The 17,522-nt window shown below is 53.8% G+C and carries 18 protein-coding genes; 8 read left to right on the forward strand and 10 right to left on the reverse strand.

Features of this window, described 5'->3' with window-relative positions; all coding sequences use genetic code 11:
• The first annotated feature begins 31 nt into the window (after positions 1-31).
• The 3 genes from FKG94_RS11375 to FKG94_RS11385 are packed head-to-tail and all read left to right on the forward strand — an operon-like array spanning position 32 to position 2,678.
• The gene (locus FKG94_RS11375; protein ID WP_142904352.1) at positions 32-901 is read left to right on the forward strand and encodes a glycosyltransferase family 2 protein; all 870 of its coding nucleotides are present in this window, start codon (positions 32-34) and stop codon (positions 899-901) included.
• Positions 902-903: 2 nt separating this feature from the next.
• Entirely contained in the window at positions 904-1,788 is an 885-nt protein-coding gene (locus tag FKG94_RS11380) for a glycosyltransferase family 2 protein (RefSeq protein WP_142904353.1), read from the forward strand.
• Entirely contained in the window at positions 1,788-2,678 is an 891-nt protein-coding gene (locus FKG94_RS11385; RefSeq protein ID WP_142904354.1) for a hypothetical protein, read from the forward strand. The genes FKG94_RS11380 and FKG94_RS11385 overlap by 1 nt, the downstream gene beginning before the upstream one ends.
• 2 nt (positions 2,679-2,680) lie before the next feature.
• Here the strand turns inward: FKG94_RS11385 and FKG94_RS11390 are convergent, their stop codons facing one another.
• From FKG94_RS11390 to FKG94_RS11425, 8 genes are all read right to left on the reverse strand, one after another.
• Positions 2,681-3,415 (reverse strand): cephalosporin hydroxylase family protein, encoded by a 735-nt coding sequence (locus FKG94_RS11390; protein WP_142904355.1) that lies wholly within the window; start codon positions 3,413-3,415, stop codon positions 2,681-2,683.
• A 54-nt stretch (positions 3,416-3,469) separates the two neighbouring features.
• Positions 3,470-4,309, reverse strand: coding sequence for an NAD-dependent epimerase/dehydratase family protein (locus FKG94_RS11395; protein WP_142904356.1), 840 nt, complete (start codon positions 4,307-4,309; stop codon positions 3,470-3,472).
• Positions 4,309-5,535, reverse strand: a complete 1,227-nt coding sequence (locus FKG94_RS11400; protein WP_142904357.1) for a class I SAM-dependent methyltransferase — start codon at positions 5,533-5,535, stop codon at positions 4,309-4,311. The genes FKG94_RS11395 and FKG94_RS11400 overlap by 1 nt, the downstream gene beginning before the upstream one ends.
• Before the next feature lie 5 nt (positions 5,536-5,540).
• Positions 5,541-6,098 carry a dTDP-4-dehydrorhamnose 3,5-epimerase family protein gene (locus FKG94_RS11405; protein WP_142904358.1) on the reverse strand — a complete coding sequence of 186 codons (558 nt, stop codon included), beginning with the start codon at positions 6,096-6,098 and terminating at the stop codon, positions 5,541-5,543.
• A complete protein-coding gene (gene rfbG, locus FKG94_RS11410; RefSeq protein ID WP_142904359.1) occupies positions 6,095-7,165 on the reverse strand; it encodes a CDP-glucose 4,6-dehydratase in 1,071 nt (356 codons plus the stop codon). Before rfbG ends, FKG94_RS11405 begins: the two co-directional genes overlap by 4 nt.
• A complete protein-coding gene (rfbF, locus tag FKG94_RS11415) occupies positions 7,162-7,935 on the reverse strand; it encodes a glucose-1-phosphate cytidylyltransferase (RefSeq protein ID WP_142904360.1) in 774 nt (257 codons plus the stop codon). The genes rfbG and rfbF overlap by 4 nt, the downstream gene beginning before the upstream one ends.
• A 160-nt stretch (positions 7,936-8,095) precedes the next feature.
• Entirely contained in the window at positions 8,096-8,938 is an 843-nt protein-coding gene (gene nadC, locus FKG94_RS11420; protein WP_142904437.1) for a carboxylating nicotinate-nucleotide diphosphorylase, read from the reverse strand.
• Between the two features lie 57 nt (positions 8,939-8,995).
• Positions 8,996-9,535 carry a retropepsin-like aspartic protease family protein gene (locus FKG94_RS11425; RefSeq protein ID WP_142904361.1) on the reverse strand — a complete coding sequence of 180 codons (540 nt, stop codon included), beginning with the start codon at positions 9,533-9,535 and terminating at the stop codon, positions 8,996-8,998.
• A gap of 251 nt (positions 9,536-9,786) precedes the next feature.
• Here FKG94_RS11425 and FKG94_RS11430 point away from each other — a divergent pair, with 251 nt between their 5' ends.
• The 3 genes from FKG94_RS11430 (at position 9,787) to FKG94_RS11440 (ending at position 14,263) form a co-directional block, all read left to right on the forward strand.
• Positions 9,787-12,384: a DUF1631 domain-containing protein gene (locus FKG94_RS11430; RefSeq protein ID WP_142904362.1), complete on the forward strand. Its 2,598-nt coding sequence runs from the start codon at positions 9,787-9,789 to the stop codon at positions 12,382-12,384.
• A gap of 109 nt (positions 12,385-12,493) precedes the next feature.
• Entirely contained in the window at positions 12,494-13,060 is a 567-nt protein-coding gene (ampD, locus tag FKG94_RS11435; RefSeq protein WP_246125086.1) for a 1,6-anhydro-N-acetylmuramyl-L-alanine amidase AmpD, read from the forward strand.
• Between the two features lie 285 nt (positions 13,061-13,345).
• Positions 13,346-14,263, forward strand: a complete 918-nt coding sequence (locus FKG94_RS11440; protein WP_142904364.1) for a transcriptional regulator — start codon at positions 13,346-13,348, stop codon at positions 14,261-14,263.
• A 265-nt stretch (positions 14,264-14,528) separates the two neighbouring features.
• Here the strand turns inward: FKG94_RS11440 and FKG94_RS29190 are convergent, their stop codons facing one another.
• Positions 14,529-14,687, reverse strand: coding sequence for a hypothetical protein (locus tag FKG94_RS29190; RefSeq protein WP_246125095.1), 159 nt, complete (start codon positions 14,685-14,687; stop codon positions 14,529-14,531).
• Positions 14,688-14,752: 65 nt separating this feature from the next.
• Here FKG94_RS29190 and FKG94_RS29195 point away from each other — a divergent pair, with 65 nt between their 5' ends.
• Both FKG94_RS29195 and FKG94_RS11450 read left to right on the forward strand, forming a co-directional pair.
• Entirely contained in the window at positions 14,753-15,343 is a 591-nt protein-coding gene (locus tag FKG94_RS29195; protein ID WP_281284233.1) for a TetR/AcrR family transcriptional regulator, read from the forward strand.
• Between the two features lie 625 nt (positions 15,344-15,968).
• Complete coding sequence (locus FKG94_RS11450) at positions 15,969-16,451, forward strand: YajQ family cyclic di-GMP-binding protein (RefSeq protein WP_142904366.1); 483 nt, start codon at positions 15,969-15,971, stop codon at positions 16,449-16,451.
• A 21-nt stretch (positions 16,452-16,472) separates the two neighbouring features.
• Here the strand turns inward: FKG94_RS11450 and FKG94_RS11455 are convergent, their stop codons facing one another.
• Positions 16,473-17,468, reverse strand: a complete 996-nt coding sequence (locus FKG94_RS11455; RefSeq protein WP_142904367.1) for an ABC transporter permease — start codon at positions 17,466-17,468, stop codon at positions 16,473-16,475.
• Positions 17,469-17,522 lie beyond the last annotated feature (54 nt).

Below are 17,522 nucleotides of genomic sequence, written 5' to 3' on the forward strand. Positions count from 1 at the left end.
TGCTATAACAACTAGGCGGTGAGCGGTAGCCATGACTCATATTAAATGGAAAAATATATCGATTGTTATTCCGGCCAAAAATGAAGTAACAAGTCTGAAGAGAATTCTACCTGTTTTGCAGGAGAAGTTCCAAGGTGCACAGATTATTGTTATTAACGATGGTTCTACAGATGGCACTGAAGCGTACTGCTCAAGTCTGGGGGTAGAAGTTGTGACCAATAACTACTCTAAAGGAAATGGCGCAGCTATTAAATCCGGTGCGCGAAAAGCAAAAGGTGATACTGTCGTCTTTATGGATGGCGATGGCCAACACAAGCCGGATGACATCCCGAAACTTATTGCCAGGCTGGAGCAAGGCTTCGACATGGTAGTTGGCGCTCGTAACAATGAATCGCAAGCTAGCTTCGGCCGTCTCGCTGCTAACAAGATCTACAACCGCCTGGCTACCTGGATGGTGGGACATAAAATACCCGATCTGACCTCAGGCTTTCGTGCTGTTCGACGCAAGTACTTCAACAAATATCTGTATATGCTGCCGAATGGATTTTCTTACCCGACTACAATTACCATGGCATTCTTCCGGGCAGGCCATGCTGTCGCTTATGAGCCCATCATAGCAGAGAAGCGAGAGGGAAAAAGCCATATTCGCATAACCCACGATGGTATTCGTTTTTTGCTGATTATTTTTAAAGTCGGAACTTTGTACTCACCGCTCAAACTTTTTCTGCCTGTATCAGCGCTGTTGTTTATGGCGGGCTTTGGTAATTATGTGTTTTCCTACGCAGCTCATGGGACGTTTACCAATATGTCTACTTTAATGCTGCTGTCCAGTCTGATTGTGTTTCTGGTAGGTCTTGTTGCAGAGCAAGTAACCACGCTTCTTTACAGGGAAAGTGAGTAGCTATGAGTGGAGTGGATGCCTCCGGTGCGTCAAAACCACTTGTATCGATCGGGGTGCCGGTTTATAACGAGAGTAAGTATATCCGCTCTGCCTTGGAGGCCCTGCTTCGACAGAGTTACTCGCATATAGAAGTTATTGTTTTCGACAACGCATCTACTGACGAAACTTGGTCGATATGCCAGGATATGGCTTCCGCTGATACTCGTTTACGTATATATAAGAATGAGAAGAATGTAGGTGCCGCCGAAAACACCCGTCTGGTCTTTCGAGAGGCAAAGGGGGAGTATTTTATGTGGGCCGCTGGACATGATAGTTGGGAGAAAAACTATCTGGAGGTCGCTGTTAATGCGCTGGAAGCAAGGGACTCAGCCGTTCTTTGCTTTGGTGTCAACCACTGGATTGACGACGATGGTGAAAAGTTGGTTCGCACATCGGGTTGGGCCGATACTGTCGGTTTGGGGCCCTGCTCGCGGATGGTATTTGCGTTACTGGGCAGTATGAACCCGATTCTCGGTGTGATTAGGCGACAGGCCATTGAGGATATTCCGAAGTTACTCGGTTGTATTGGCTGGGATCTGTTGGTGTTGGCGGAGCTGTCGTTGCGCGGTGAGTTTATTAATGTGACTGGGGCCGCCTGGTCACGACGTGAATTTCGACACGAGCCCAGTTACGCAGAGAAGTTAAAGCGTTACAAATCCAAAGAGTTTAATTTAGTCGATACTTGGTTTTACCGGCATTTTCCCAATGCTAATATTCTTATTCAGTTGGTCTTTGTTATCGCCAGAGCCAAAATACCTTGGTTGAAGAAGGCTGTGCTTTTGTTTTCGACGCCTTTGATTTTGCTGATTAAGTATATTGACTTTAAGCTGTCTGCAAGTGCCCGGTAGTGGACGCCGCACGTCTCAAGACCGTCCTTGGAATACTAAAACGCTCAATCGCGTTTCTGATCGTCGTTTCCGTCCTCGGTATCGCTTTATATCAACACGAAGTGCTTATCGATGTGCTTCAGAGCCTCGGGTATGCAAAGGCATTGCTTCTTATTGTGCTGTGGAGTTGTTTGGCCCTGCTGTCTCCTTATTGCACGATTTTGGCTTTGAGAAGTGATCTGCGTGCCAAGCTCAATGGCTATTATTACGATATCGCCATTCGCAGGCTACTCGCCAGATATATCCCCGGTGGTTTTTGGATGTTGGTAGGAAAGGGTGTTGATTTACATGAGAAAGGTGTTCCGGCTACCTCAATTAAATCAATCTTGATTTATGAGACTGTTTTGCCTCTGGTAGCGGCGGCCTCGATTTCGACATTCGCTATTCTTGTGCTGCGCGGCTTGAGCATCCCCTATATTGTGGCTCTGTTGTTGGTGTCTTACTTAGTATTTCGTTGGAGCTTTAGTCTGAGGCTCTTTCGGGCCGCACTTCTAAAAGAGATAAACTACGGTCGGGGTGTAGTTGTAACCTGGGTTTATTGGTTGGCACTGGCCGGCATCTTCGGGTTTTACTATTCGGCTATTGAGAATGCCTGCGTGGGGCACTGCATTTCACTGGCGAGTGCCTACTATGTATTTTCATGGGCGGTGGGCTATGCGGTGCCTGTGGCACCGCAGGGGCTGGGTGTTGCTGAGTTTATGTTTTCACTGCTGTTGGATGCGGAGTCTATCGAAGTAATAGTTGCGCAACTTATTGGTTTTCGTTTGGTGGTGTTGATGGGTGATACCCTTGCCGTGGGACTGCGGGCTTTGTTTTTGCTACTGCGCACACAACGCCACCGGCTTGTTTGAAGTTACTTTATTCTCTTTAAGTAGCCATCAGGCGCTGCGGTCATCAACACTTTGTTTTGCACAGCGTAGTCAATCTCAAAACTTGAATTAGATGCCAGATATTCTCTTACCGCCATTTTTGGATTGTTGTCCCGCCCCCAGGGTCTATCGCCAAAAGAGTCTGCGGGAAGATCTTCTATAATGGTATCGAAAACGACACAGTAGCTACCGACAGATGTCAAGGGAGCGTAAGCTTTCAGTTCCGCCAGTACATGATCATGTGTGTGGTTGGAGTCGAGAACAACAAGTACCTTTTTGCTGCGCTCGGCGTGCTTTGTTACCTGCTCGATCACAAGCGAATCGATACTCGAGCCCTGAATCATCTCAATGCGCGGAAAGATTGGGTGTGCTTCGATCGCCTCTCGGTTGTGCTGGCGAATATCGATATCGATTCCGAGCACCTTGCCGTCTCCGCGCCCGGCTGCCGCTAAAAGCTCCAGTATTGATGCATATAAAATCAGAGAGCCGCCGTGTGCGATGCCGGTTTCGATAATCAAGTCAGGGTTAACCTCCCAAATTATTTCTTGCATAGCGACAATGTCTTGGGGGTATTGTATGATCGGGCGTCCCATCCAGGAAAAATTATAAGAGTACTTGGCGGCAATGGTTGACTCCATAAATTCTCTGGCGTCAGATTTCATTTTTTTGTCAGTCGCGTTTTGTTGAATTCTATCTTTTACTTCTTTTTCAAAACTCATTATTCTTTACCATCAATAGTCAAATTAAAACTTTCGTCTACTTAGACCAGGTATCTACATAGCCCCTACCAGTTTTACCAGCTTATCAGTTGAACCCCAGAAAGCCAGTGGCTCATAATCCGGATATGGATAATAACCCAGGTTAAGCTGTATATCCCAGCCGTAGTGCTCCAGCCAACTCTCGACCAATGCCCGAATCGATACTGGCTTACCGGAACAAATGTTGACGATATCTGCGTCATTTTGCCTTTCGGACAGTTTAACCAAGGCAGAAGCTACGGTCTCTACCGGAAGATAGTCCCGCAACTGCTCTCCTTTTGACATGTTAAATACTTTGTCGCCTCGCTGTACCGCACTTCTCAGTTGTGCAAACAGTGAATTGCTTTGCTGTCTGCTGCCATACATATAGAAAAGCCTGGCCCACGTCAGATTAAATGACGTGGTTTTCGTTAAAAGCTGTAGCTGTCGTCTCAGGGTGTCTTTTGCCAGAGCGTAAGCGTTTTCGGGTTGGCAGATGGTTTTTTCGGTCAATTCTCCCGCCTGCATGCCGTATTCAAAGCATGTGCCAGCTATGACTACAGAAGAGAGACCGCTTTCAACAGCCTTTTTTATAAAGTGATATTGGGCGGGAAGCTCTGTTTCAAAATGGTGGAGTGAGTGATAGTTGGGAAGGCCATCCCATGCCAGATGAATAAGGACATCGGGGCGGTCCAGACGATCGTAAAGGTCTTCGCCGGGAGCGGAAATATCCAATGTCACGACCTTAGCTTGCTGGTTGGTATCGAATACTCCGGGGTTGCGAGTTGCGACGACGACATCGGTGCCCCTGTCCAGTAACTCAGCCAATACGTAGCCACCGATAAAGCCTGATGCACCGGTAAGCACAACTTTCATTAAAATACCTCCAGTTTTGGGACCGCGGTAGCAAATTGCCCACCCCAGTTGCGTATATAGGCAAGCTGTTTTGTAATCTCGTCCCTGAGATTCCAAGGCAGAATGACGACTAGGTCCGGCCGCTCCTGTGCCAGGTGCGTTTCGTCCACTATTGGAATACGGCTGCCTGGTAAAAAGCCGCCTTGCTTGGCCGGGTTTTTGTCGATAACACAGCTGATTAGGTCGCGTTTTATACCTGCATAGTTAATCAAGGTATTGCCTTTCGCCGCGGCCCCGTAGGCGGCGACTTTTTTCCCTTCTTGCCGGGCTGTTATCAGGAACTTCAGAAGCTCATTCTTGACTTTATTGGCAGATATTTGAAACTTCTGGTAGTAATCCAAAGCGGACACTCCAGCTCGGCTTTCGTACTTCAACAGATCCTCGACCTTCGAAGTGACAGGTTTTGAACCAGTGCCGCTATGTTGCGCGTAAATCCGCAGGCTGCCGCCGTGGGTCGGTAGCTTTTCTACATCGTATATGGAGAGCCCATTGGTCTTAAAAATACGCTGCACAGTGGTCAAAGAAAGGTAAGAGTAGTGCTCGTGGTAAATCGTATCGAATTGATTTGAGGTTACAAGGTTTACCAAGTGAGGGAATTCAAATGTTGCCACCGCGCCGGGCTTCAACAGCAAGGAAATACCTTTTACAAAGCCGTTGATATCCGGGACATGGGCCAGCACATTGTTGGCGACAATCAAATCTGCTTGTTTGTTTTGAGATACTAGTCTTTCGGCTAGTGGCACGTCGAAGAATTCTTCTATTACATCAATACCTTTTTCCTTGGCGGCTGCGGCGGTGCTTAGCGTGGGTTCAATGCCATAACAGGGTATCTTTTTCTCTTTGAAAAATTGGAGCAGGTAGCCGTCGTTAGCAGCGATCTCAACGACTAAGCTGTCGGCCTGCAGTCGTAGTTGTTGGCTTATATGGCTAACGTAGTGCTTGGCATGCTCGATCCACGATAGAGAATAGGAGCTGAAATAGGCATAATCCTCTGAAAACAGGCTTTCGGCATTGACGAAGTCCTCTGTTTGAACCAGCCAACAGTTGTGACAGACAAGTACCTTAAGAGGGTACCAGATTTCTGGCGCATTTAATTGCTGCTCTGACAAATAGGCGTTTGAAGGAGGCGCGGTGCCCAGGTCTACAAATGTGTGTTGAAGCTCCGTCTGACAGTGCCTGCATTTCACCAGTCTTATACTCCCTTGAAACCTGCATCGATCATCGGGTGGTTGCGATCACGATCAGAAATTTCACTCGTCTCCAGCGGCCAGTCAATGGCCAGTTTCGGGTCCATCGGGTTAAGTGCCCCTTCAGCGCTTTTCTCGTAGGACTGAGAGTGCAGGTACAGCATTTCACAATCATCAGTCAGTGTTTGAAAGCCGTGGGCCAGCCCTTTGGGTACATATAGACAAGTGTTGTCCTCTGCACCTAAAAGCTCCATATGGAGGTGAAGATAAGTTGGCGAGTTTTTCCGCACGTCGACCACGACGTCGAATATCTTGCCTCTGATACAACTAATAATTTTTACTTCTGCATGAGGCGGGTTTTGAAAGTGCATACCCCGGATACTACCTCTTTTTTTTGTTAAGGTATGATTTATCTGGGCAATGGATTCGGCTAAGCCGATCTCACGGAATTCCTCAGCACAAAAAGATCGACAGAAAAACCCTCTGCTGTCGTTTTGAGGTTTCTTTATAACTCGGTAGAGCCCGGGGATAGACAGTGAGACAAATTCAAATCTGTGACTCATAGCTGCATATGCTCCGCTTGATAGCGGTCAATTTGATCCAGGGTAAATGCCACTATATCTTCATTTTGGTAAAAGGCTTTGTACCAGCCGACAGTCTCCTTCAAAGCATGTCCCAGTGGCCAAATCGGCTGCCACTTGAGCAGCATTTCTGCCTTCGAGCAATCCAGTTTGAGATATTGTGCCTCAGGGGGATTGTCGTCTGTATCGAGTTTCCAGCGCGCCTGATCACCCCAAAGCGCTGTAAGCGTCTCTGCCAAAAACGACACTGTTACGGCATCGTTCGACCGAGGACCGAAGTTCCAACTCGACGAGAAGGTGTCGGGCTCTTTGTACAGTTGCTGGCAAAGCATTAAATATCCTGCTAGTGGCTCCAAAACATGTTGCCATGGGCGTATGGCTCCAGGATTGCGTATCCTAAGCGTTTTGTCTGATGTGAAGTGCCGTATGGCATCGGGTATTACTCTGTCGGTTGCCCAGTCCCCGCCGCCTATAACGTTACCTGCACGGGCTGTTGCCGAAGCAATACCTGCATCTTTAAGAAAGGAATTTCTATACGCATGTGAAACCAGCTCTGCACAACCTTTGCTGCTGCTGTAGGGGTCTTTCCCGCCAAGTGGGTCTTGTTCCCGGTAGCCCCATACCCACTCTTTGTTCTCGTAGCATTTATCGGTGGTGACATTAAGCACCGCCTTGACGCTGGAGGTGTGGCGTGTTGCTTCCAGCAGATTGACAGTGCCCATAACATTCGTGGCATAGGTAGTTTCCGGATCGAGGTAGGAGTCGCGCACCAGAGACTGGGCGGCCATATGTATGACTATCTCAGGTTTTGCTGCCTGCAATACTCCTTTGAAATGTGCGGCATCCCGAATATCACCGGTCACACTGCTTTCCATTTGGTCATTGAGATTTAACCGTTCAAACATCGACGGTTGGCTCGGCGGAGCGAGCGCATAGCCGGTGACACGGGCTCCGAGTTGCTTTAACCACAGGATCAGCCAGCTTCCCTTGAATCCGGTGTGGCCGGTCACAAAAACCTTGCGGTTATTCCAGAAGCTCGGGTCAATCACCAGACTCTCCAGGGGGCATTGCCACTGTTCCACAACTCATCAAGGAGGTTTCTTTCCCGAATCGTATCCATAGGTTGCCAGAAACCACTGTGCATAAACGCTATTAATTCACCGTCGGTAGCGAGAGAGGTTAGTGGTTCCGCCTCCCAGCTTGTGTCATCTCCGCTGATACGCTCAATCACCTGCGGAGACAGCACGAAGAAGCCGCCATTTATCCAACTCCCATCGCCGTCTGGCTTCTCTTGAAAGCTTGCCACGCGCTGACCATCCACCAGTTTCAATGCACCGTAACGGCCTGGTGGACGTGTTGCCGTCAGGGTTGCCTGCTTGCCGTGTTCTCGGTGAAACTCGATAAGTTTCTTTATGTTGATGTCGCCCAGACCGTCCCCGTAAGTAAAACAAAATGCCTCGTCGCTTTCGATATATTCCCGAACCCTTTTTAACCTGCCGCCGGTCATGCTGTGTTCGCCGGTATCTATCAGCGTGACCCGCCAGGGTTCCACGTTGTTCTGATGTACCTTCATTTCGTTTTTGGCCATATCGAATGTGACATCAGACATATGAAGAAAATAGTTGGCGAAGTACTCCTTTATCATATAGCCCTTATAGCCACAGCAAATAATGAAGTCGTTGATACCGTAGGCCGAGTAGACTTTCATAATATGCCAAAGGATAGGTTTGTTGCCTATTTCCACCATAGGTTTTGGCTTTATATAGGTTTCTTCGCTAAGACGAGTGCCGAGTCCGCCGGCCAAAATGACGGCTTTCATATTATGTAGTTCTCCAGACTGCCGTTAACACAAGATAATTGAACCTAGTTTACGTTAGTGTCTTCTCGCCAGTTTGTCGCCGGCGATAGCTGGTCTGCGGTTCGATAGATAATGAATGAGCTCAAGGATGAGCTACCGCTATATTAGTATAGTTATTCACTTAAAATAGTCGTAGAGACAAGTCAACTGACTGTAAGTTTTTGGTCAAGACACCCAATGAAATAAAATCCACTCCTGTCTGCGCAACACTGCGCAGGTTTGCATCGGTTATGCCTCCTGAAGCTTCCAGTGAGCTTTTGCCATTGGTTATTGCGACAGCTTGCTTCAACAGTTCGAGAGGAAAGTTATCGAGCATAATAATATCAGCTCCCGCCGCAAGTGCCTCTTGTAAGTCATTGAGGTTTTCAACTTCCACTTCGACGGGTTTGCCGGGAGCATTTGTCTTGGCTGTTGTTACTGCGGCTGTTATTCCGCCGCAGGCTTCAATATGATTTTCCTTGATCAGGTAGGCGTCAAATAAACCGATGCGATGGTTGTAACACCCGCCACAGCTAACGGCGTATTTTTGTGCTGTGCGCAAACCAGGTATAGTCTTGCGAGTGTCCAGGAGTTTGACGTTCGTACCTTCAACCAGATCGGCATAGTGGCGGCTGGTGGTGGCAGTGCCCGATAAAAGTTGCAAAAAATTAAGTGCAGTTCTCTCCCCGGTCAACAGGCTCGCGGCTTTACCCCGGAGAGAGAAAAGTTCGGTGTTGGCTTGTACTCGATCGCCGTCTTTTACTGACCATTGAACGTCCACACCTGGGTCCAATTGACGAAAAACTTCGTCTACCCAGAGTTGGCCGCAAACTACGCAGTTGTCGCGGGTGATCACTCTGGCATTGGCTAATTTGCTGTCGGGTATCAACCCAGCCGTAATATCCCCACTACCCACATCCTCAGCCAGCGCCCGCCGAACACTATCAACAACGTCTCGTCTCAAATCAGGAATAGAATCAAACACAGCTTCTGTTTCTACCGGCACCAAAAACCACAAGTCTACCAGCAATTCCCGCCGTCTTCATGGCCCGTATTGCCGCAATGTCAACCGCGTGCCACGCTGGGTAAACTCCACATGCCTCAACGCGCTCATCCCGAGTAATACTTCGTTCCCCGACATCCCGGGGTTAATACTGGCCCGCACGTCCTTCAAGTGAATAACCCCCAGGTCCAGCGTGTCCAGTTGGGTCCGAAATACCTGCACGATACCGTTGGCTGTTTGCGCATAACCCGCGTTGCCACGTTTCAGCCCCAGCTTGCCCGCCAGTTGCGCCGGCACCACCACATCGCTGGCGCCGGTGTCGAGCAGGAAGACCACCTCCTCACCGTTAATCAGACCAGTCGCCACATAGTGATGCTGGCGATTACTCTCCAACACCACTTCCCTGACATTACTCTGCACCTGACCCTGGATATTGGTATTGGGGTTATACTGGCGCCCCTCCCAGCCGGCGAAAAATGTCGTCAATAATCCCAAAGCAATCACCCACGCCACTATCAGCATGCCCTTGCCCATGGACTTGCCGGCCGGTGTCTCGCGTTGTGGATGATTGTCCTGCATGACTAACCCTCGTTATAGCGCTGAGCATTATCTCAGGATACTGAGACGTCTGTAGGGTTATAAACGCCTGGCAGCGTTATAACTACTTGTGATGCGGGTCTCGATATTAACATTTCCCTCTGGGACCTGTCCCGGCTTTGATTATACTCCCAAATATATCCGGAAATCGGGAACCCGCTACCACCGTCTGTGTTGTGGGGAGCCCGCCTGGCTCGCAGTAAGACTTTTAGGTTGAGGGGAGATGCCAAAATATGTCTGGCACGGCGAAGGTGGTACCTTTGAAGTCGAAGAATCAGGATTACCGCGCCCAGGCGGCGCGTTTGCCGGCGCCTGTTCACCAGTTGCAGGACAAAGGCAAACAACTGTTACTGGGTCTGCTCAGAAGGCTGTTCGATAACGCCGACGACGCCCTGTTTGAACTGGCCGATAAAGCGGCCAGCAACCAGGATCAGAACCTCTATTTCGACTCTATGCGCGAAGTGCGCATCCGCCGCCGCGCCATGGAAGCGGATTTTGGCACCGCCATCGACAAGGCATTCGCACTCCTGGCCAATCAGCAACATGCCGCCGCGCAAGCGGACGCCGACGACGCCTACTCCCTCGATAACCTATCGCTGGTGCAAAACGAAGAGCTGGAGCAACTGGTCGCCACGGACGGCATGATCGCCAAGGCCAGCGAGCGCCACGCCGAACCCATCCAACACCTGACCCTGCGCCTGGACAGTCTGGTGCCGGTCAAGGTCTACCCGAGAAACAATCCGTTTGGCCCCGATGTGGTCTGCCGCGCCTTCGCCGATACGGCCCAGGAACTGGCGATCGATATCAAGGCCAAACTGGTCCTGTTCAAACTGTTTGATAACTATGTGGTGGCCCATCTGGGCAAGTTTTACCAAGCCCTCAACAACGCGTTGATCGAACAAAATATTCTGCCTTCGCTACGCCAGCGCAGCCGCCGCCGACCCGGGTCCGGCCGCGCCGCGCCCCCACCGGCCGCGCAGCGTCAGGCGCCGCCGGCACAGAGTATGGCGCCGGCCCAGGACGCGGCAGCCGACAACGAAATTTTGCACACGCTGCGGGGGTTGCTGGCCAACCAGCGCGGCGACACAGCACCGGGGGCGGCCCCAGCCGCGGGCCCCGCACTCGGCTCGGGCGATTTGATCGGCCTGCTGTCCGGCATCCAGTCGCAGCAACTCAGTAGCGGGGTGGCCGGCGGCGGCCTGGTGCCGCAACTGCAGTTGCGCCAGTTGTTGCAGCAATTGCTGCAAAGCCAGGACCGCCAGCAGAATATCGGCCAGGTTGACGACGATGTGATCAACCTGGTGAATATGATGTTCGAGTTTATCCTCGACGACCGCAATCTCGCGGAGCCTATGAAGGGATTGATCGCGCGGCTGCAGATTCCGATTATCAAAGTTGCCATCTCCGATAAGTCGTTCTTCAACAAGGGCGGCCACCCCGCCCGGCGCCTGCTGAACGAGTTGGCCACCGCTGGCCTCGGCTGGCAGGACGACGGCCAGCGCCAGGACCCCCTGTACCGCAAAGTCGAGTCTATTGTGCAGCGCATACTGGGTGAGTTCGGCTCTGATGTCGAACTGTTCGCCGAGGTGCTGGCAGATTTTGTCTCCTTTGTGGAAAAAGAAAAACGCCGTGCCACGCTGCTGGAGCAGCGCACCATCGACGCCGAGGACGGCAAGGCCAAGGCCGAGGTGGCACGAGCCCGGGTAACCCAGGCGCTGAGTGAGAAGACTGATGGTCTGGCACTGCCCCCGGTGGTGGAAAAACTGTTGCGCGATGCCTGGAGCAATGTGCTGTTTCTCGTTTGCCTGAAGCAGGGCACCGACAGCGAGGACTGGAAAGACGGTTTGCAGGTGGTCGACGACTTGATCTGGAGTATCGATGCCACCCCGGGCCCGCAGCATCGCCAGGAAATGTTGCAACTGGTGCCGAAACTGCTGAAACGGCTGCGTCAGGGGTTGGAAAGTGTCTCCTACAACCCGTTTGAGATGACACAGTTGTTCAAGCAGCTCGAGATATTGCATATCGCTCAACTGCGTGCCGCGGAGGCACCTGAACCCGAACCTAAAGCAGCCGAAGCTGAGACGCCCGTTGCCGCCGACCCGGCAGCTTCCGCGAGGGCGGAAGTGTCCAGAGAAACTGGTGCGGCTCCAGCGGCGGCCCCGAGAGCGGAGTCGCTTGCCGCGGCCAAGGCGGCGCCGGCATCGCCAGCCCCTGCAACTTCCTCTGCGAAGACTCAATCAACCTCGCGCACCGAGAGCAGAGCACCGGCGCCGAGCCCGAGTCCGAGTCCGACTTCGAGTCCGGCGCCCGCAATACCGCCAGCGCCCGTTGCCGACAGCGAGCCGGATGCGATTGATTCAACCGCCGACGCCGCCCTGATGGATGCACTGGATGCGGAAATTGACGCCGCCCTCGGCGGCCCGGCAGTGTCGGATATCGATGGCGACGCCGAAGCGACACTGCCACCGGAGACGCCCCAAGCGCCGGCCGCCAGCGTGGTGTCGGAGCATATGCCGGTCAGTGGCGAAGCCTCCAGGCAATCCCACTGCCGGCAATTGCAACAGATCGACAGGCTGACCCAGGGCACCTGGTTTGAAATGGTGGATGAGAACAACAAGCGTTATCGCTGTCGCCTGGCAGCCATTATCAAACCCACCGGCAAGTATATTTTTGTCAATCGCAGCGGTGTGAAGGTGGCCGAGAAAACCCGCGACAGCCTGGCCGCGGCCATGCAATCCGGGGCGCTGAGCCTGCTGGATGACGGTATGCTGTTTGATCGGGCGCTGGAGTCGGTGATCGGCAACCTGCGCAAATCCAGGACCAGTAGTTAAGAGCACTTACTCAGGGCCTGTTAATACTCTTTGAAGCTGTCCCCGACACTGGACCCCTCTCCAAAATACCTGTCTAATGAGCCCCCAACGGCTGGGTCGGGAGGTGTATTTGGCTGTCGGGAATTCCACTTATACCATCGATAAGCGGGGCTGGCTGCGGGGTGTACAGCGTGTAGTGAGCCCTAACTTCAATCGGCGTCCGCCGGGGGCCTCGGTCAGCCTGCTGGTGATTCACAGCATCAGCCTGCCGCCGGGGCGTTATGGCGGCGGTCATATTGAGCGGTTTTTTACCAATAGCCTGGACTTGTCCGAGCACCCCTACTTCCAGACCCTGGTGGACTTGCGGGTGTCCGCCCACCTGCTGATCGCCCGCGACGGCGGGGTGACCCAGTTCGTTTCCTGTTTCGACCGCGCCTGGCACGCCGGCGCGTCCTGTTATCAGCAACAGGACAATTGCAACGACTTTTCCATCGGTATCGAACTGGAAGGCACGGATGTCGACGCGTACACTGACGAGCAATACCGCGAGCTGGCAGCGGTCACCCGGGCGTTACTGGGAGCCTTCCCCGAGTTGACGCCGCAGGCCATTGCCGGACACAGCGATATTGCACCGGGCCGCAAAACTGATCCCGGTGCCGGTTTCGACTGGCGTCGCTATCGGGCCGATCTTGTTTAGCTGGGCGGAATAGCACCGAGCCGTCGAGGCGGATCATATGGCTTTTTACCAGCGCTACCGTCCGTTGTTGCGATGTCGAAAAAGAGATGAATGAAGATCGGAGTGACAGGTGGTGGTGCTTTGATGGAGGGGAGTGGCACCATTCTAAGGGGACGCAACTGAAGTTACGTCCCCGCACCCTGCCGCCGGAGGAGCTACTGGCAGGTTAGTGTACTGGACTGGCAGAGAGAGCCCTAACTGGGAAAAATAACTAAACATCACTATTGGGGAGTTGAATAAACCGTCATGTTACTGCTGACGATTTTGATTGTGCTGGGTCTGGTCCAGCTATGGGGGTCGGGGGCACCATTGCACCGCGATCAATGGTTTCGGCGCTGGGTGGGATGGCTGAAAAAGCAGCCCTGGTTGGCGGCAACCCCACCGCTGGTGCTGATTCTGGCGCTGGCGGGTCCGCTGTTGGCGCTGGTGGTGGCGATTGACATAGTGACCGCCTTCGGGGCCTGGCTGGAGGTACTGATTGCCGTGCCGGTGCTGCTCTACAGCCTCGGCCGCGGCGACTTCTCTGCCTCCTTACAGGGGTACCTGAGCGCCTGGAGCGACCGCGACTGGCCGGCGGCGGTGGCCTCAGCCCGGCAACTGGGCGCCACTTTGGAAGATACAACCCATGAAGATTGGCCGAGCCTGCACGAACCGCTGCTGGCCGCCGCCGGCTACCGCGGCTTTGAGCGCATGTTTGCCGTACTTTTCTGGTTCGTCTTGCTGGGCCCCCCGGGTGCGCTACTTTATCGCCTCAGTTCCCTGTACCTGGCGTCCTGTACTGGCGAGGATAGTGATGGGAATGAGAGCGATGAGGAGAACGGCGAGGGGAGTGGCGATGAGATTAGCGAGGAAAGTCGCGAGGAGGAGTCCGCGGCCAGGCGCTGGCTGTGGTTGCTGGAGTGGCCGGCGGTGCGGTTGTTGGGCGGCTCGTTTGCCTTGACTGGAAATTTTGTTGGTTGTATCCAGCAGTGGCGAGCGTTTATGACCTGCTTCGAAAGCCCCTCGGCGAAGGTGTTAATGCATGCAATCCGCGGCGCCCTGACCATCGGCGAGGAGGTGGCGCAGGAGGTCTCGGAAAATGAGCTGCGGGCCCTGCAATCGCTGCTGTCGCGGACCCTGATGCTGTGGTTGTGCCTGTTAGCCTTGGTTACCCTGATCGTGTAGGCTCAGGGCCGGCGGGCTGTCCCGAAGCGAGTGCTATCGATACCTGTTGGCGGCGGGCGTGACTGTGACGCCTGTCCCGGTAAATCACTCGGTAAAACAGCGAAATATGGCAGTGAAATAGCAATCAGTAGCGATCCAATGCAGTACAAAGACAGTTCAAAGACCACTACAGGGCCTAAACCATGCCGCGCCGAGAGTGAGGAGACCGCTATAGGCACTACTGGCGGCACTACTGGGACAGGCACTACTGGGACAGGCACTCTCACTACTGCTGGGACAGGCACTCCCACACAGGGACAGGCATCAAGCCCGCCGGGTACGGGGGCTCAACAGGCGTCACCAACAGCACCACCACCAGGACCACCACCACCAGGACAGGCACCACCAGGGACAGGCACTGCACCAACACCACAGGGACAGGCACCAACCCACTCCACCGGAACAAGCACCAAACCCCGCCGCGCTAAAGGCGAGCAGACCCGGCGCCAGATTCTCGAGGCCGCTTTACGCGTCATTGCCGATCAGGGCTATCGCGCCCTGACCCATCGCGCAGTGGCAAGGGAGGCCGGCGTCAACCTGTCCCTCACCACCTATTACTTCAAAGATCTCAGCCAACTGGTGGCCGAGGCTTTTACCCACTACAAGGATGCCCTGCACCGCGAAGCGGGCGGTTACTTACAAGCGGCATTGGACTATCTGGACCGCTTCGATAAGGCGGCACTGGCCGATGCCGCGGTGCGCCGGGAGATCGCCGACAGCCTGGCGCGCACTATGACCGACTATCTCGAGCACCATATCCGTGAGCATCCCCAGGGCGTGGCGGTGGAAATGACCTTCTTTTTCGATCTGCACCTGGACGAATCGCAGCGCGAACTCGCTCACAAGCTGCGCAGCCGCTTTCTGGCCGACTTTGTGGCGGTGTGCCGGCGGCTCGGTACCGCCGAACCGGAAACGGATGCGGAGCTGATTATGGGTACCCTGCAACACCTCGAGTGCCAGGCCATAGCCGTACCTGGTCAATTCCGGCCCGACACTATATCGCGACAGCTCAGTCGGTTGATGCGGGCGCTGGTGGCCTGATTTGCCGGTACTGTCGCGGCTGTTGGGAGCGCGCTCAGGGCATGCTTTTTCTTTAATCGCCGCTTTGGCGGCGTTTGTGCAGCGTGCCGCCGGGCCTTGGCAAAAGCCGTTTATTCATTTTGTATGTAAGTAATCACATCCCTTGTAGATGCGGGTTTTTAAGGTGCTTAAAAAATCTTGCATTAATTACAATCCGGTTGGAAGAATTGCTTGACGAGGCTCGGGCAGAGGCATATCATTAAATTCCTCACCGGTCGCACTGTACAAATTTACAGTTCTCCTCAACCACGGCAGGGATGCGCCACTAGCACTAGAACCATTGAACTGCACTTGTGCGCGGCCGGTGGGGGTCTTATTCCCCCTCTTATTTTTCATCCTTAAGTTACTCACACGCTCAATCCAGTCACAGTTTCCAGGCTGTAGCTAGGTCGCCAGGAAGGTTATAATCAGCGCCCTTTTTTATCGTAAGCCGCTTTCGCAGCGAGTGATCCGATAGGCGGGACCGGTCTGATTACGGACACCAAAACCTGTCTTGGGTGAAAAGGCTTGCTGGCCAGAGTACTGGAAAACGCCAATAGAACCCAGGAACCTAGAACTAGAACCATAGACCCGATAGAGAGCACCCATGCCTTCATTTGACGTTGTTTCAGAAGTGGACCTGCATACCCTGACCAATGCCGTGGATCAGGCCAATCGACTGATTGGCAACCGTTTTGACTTCAAAGGCGTCGACGCCAGTTTTGAGCGCAATGAGTACCAGGTCACCATTGCCGCCGAGGTGGATTTCCAGGTGACCCAGATGTACGACGTGCTCAGCTCCTGCCTGCACAAGAACAAGATCGATATCGCCTGCCTCGAGGCCGGCGAGCCGCAGCCCTCCGGCAAGCAGATCAAACAGGAGGTGGTGGTGCGCACCGGGCTGGACAGCGCGCTGTGCAAGCGTATCGTCAAGCTGGTCAAGGATGCCAAGCTCAAGGTCCAGGCCCAGATTCAGGGCGACCAGGTGCGTGTCACCGGCAAAAAGCGCGATGATCTGCAGGCGGTGATGGCGCTGCTGCGCGAGGCGGATATCGATATGCCGCTGCAGTTTACAAACTTTCGGGATTAGCCCGATTGCCCGGGCAGCCTCTCAACGCCAGCGAAACAGCACCGCCGACACCCCCAGAAAGATGGCGGCCATCGCCAGCATTGCCCACAGGTGGTGGGCGATTGCCGCCAGGCCGGCCCCTTCGAGCATAACGCTGCGGGCGGCCTGCACCAGATGGGTGAGCGGCAGCAGTTGCGAGACCTGGCTCAACCACGCGGGCGCCCCGTCCAGCGAAAACCACACCTCCGACAACAACAGCATCGGGAAGGAGAAAAAGTTCAGCAGGCCGTTGGCCAACTCCTCGCTGGCGAGCCGGCTGGCAACGATCAGGCCCAGGGAGAGAATGGCGATATTGCCCACCAGCGCAATCAATAACAGGTCCAGGTAACGGCCGAGCATGATGAAGTCCAGGAACAGGTCGCAGGCCACATAGACCAGGGCGCTGACGATCATCATGATGATCAGGCGCGACAGCACCTGGGCGGTAAGAAACTGAAACGGTGTTGCCGGTGTCGCCTGCAGGCGCTTTAAAACACCGTTTTTGCGGTAGCGCACAATCACATAACCGATTCCAAACAGACCGCTGAACATGATGTTCATGCCCAGAATCCCGGGTATCACCCAGTCCACATAGCGCACGGCGCGGCCCGCGGCCTCCTGGCGTTGCCAGTCGGGGTGGGTGGCCAGCAACAACTGCTCCAGTACCTGACCGCGCTGGGAGGTCGGGTTGATCCAGTACCGCCCGGGCTGATCGGCGGCCAGCAACAGGTCCAGTTGGTGGTGCTGTATCTTGATCAGCGCGGCGGCGTGATCGCTGTAGTTGATGGTCCTGATGTAATCGGCGCGCAGAGGCTGCGCGAAGCTGCTGCCGGGGTCGCCGCTGAGGCCGACCTTAAACAGCGGCTGGCCGCCGTCGGCAAATGCCAGCGCCACTACCCCAACGATTAACGGCGGCATGACAAACGACCAGATCAGCGAAGCCCGATCCCGGTAGTACTCCTTGTTGCGAGCGAAAAACAGTGCCAGTAGTTGCTTCATGGAAAAATTCGCTTTAAGTGAAAAGGTTCGCTGCGGGTGTCAGCGCCTGTAAAC

Source organism: Exilibacterium tricleocarpae, assembly GCF_007004655.1.
Classification (GTDB): Bacteria; Pseudomonadota; Gammaproteobacteria; order Pseudomonadales; family Cellvibrionaceae; genus Exilibacterium; species Exilibacterium tricleocarpae.

Bases quoted from the DNA above. Each gene is read 5' to 3' on its own strand.
- FKG94_RS11375 (WP_142904352.1), top strand. From the start codon at position 32: ATGACTCATATTAAATGGAAAAATATATCGATTGTTATTCCGGCCAAA.
- FKG94_RS11380 (WP_142904353.1), top strand. From the start codon at position 904: ATGAGTGGAGTGGATGCCTCCGGTGCGTCAAAACCACTTGTATCGATC.
- FKG94_RS11390 (WP_142904355.1), bottom strand. From the start codon at position 3,415: ATGAGTTTTGAAAAAGAAGTAAAAGATAGAATTCAACAAAACGCGACT.
- FKG94_RS11395 (WP_142904356.1), bottom strand. From the start codon at position 4,309: ATGAAAGTTGTGCTTACCGGTGCATCAGGCTTTATCGGTGGCTACGTA.
- FKG94_RS11405 (WP_142904358.1), bottom strand. From the start codon at position 6,098: ATGAGTCACAGATTTGAATTTGTCTCACTGTCTATCCCCGGGCTCTAC.
- rfbF (WP_142904360.1), bottom strand. From the start codon at position 7,935: ATGAAAGCCGTCATTTTGGCCGGCGGACTCGGCACTCGTCTTAGCGAA.
- FKG94_RS11425 (WP_142904361.1), bottom strand. From the start codon at position 9,535: ATGCAGGACAATCATCCACAACGCGAGACACCGGCCGGCAAGTCCATG.
- FKG94_RS11430 (WP_142904362.1), top strand. From the start codon at position 9,787: ATGTCTGGCACGGCGAAGGTGGTACCTTTGAAGTCGAAGAATCAGGAT.
- FKG94_RS11440 (WP_142904364.1), top strand. From the start codon at position 13,346: ATGTTACTGCTGACGATTTTGATTGTGCTGGGTCTGGTCCAGCTATGG.
- FKG94_RS11450 (WP_142904366.1), top strand. From the start codon at position 15,969: ATGCCTTCATTTGACGTTGTTTCAGAAGTGGACCTGCATACCCTGACC.
- FKG94_RS11455 (WP_142904367.1), bottom strand. From the start codon at position 17,468: ATGAAGCAACTACTGGCACTGTTTTTCGCTCGCAACAAGGAGTACTAC.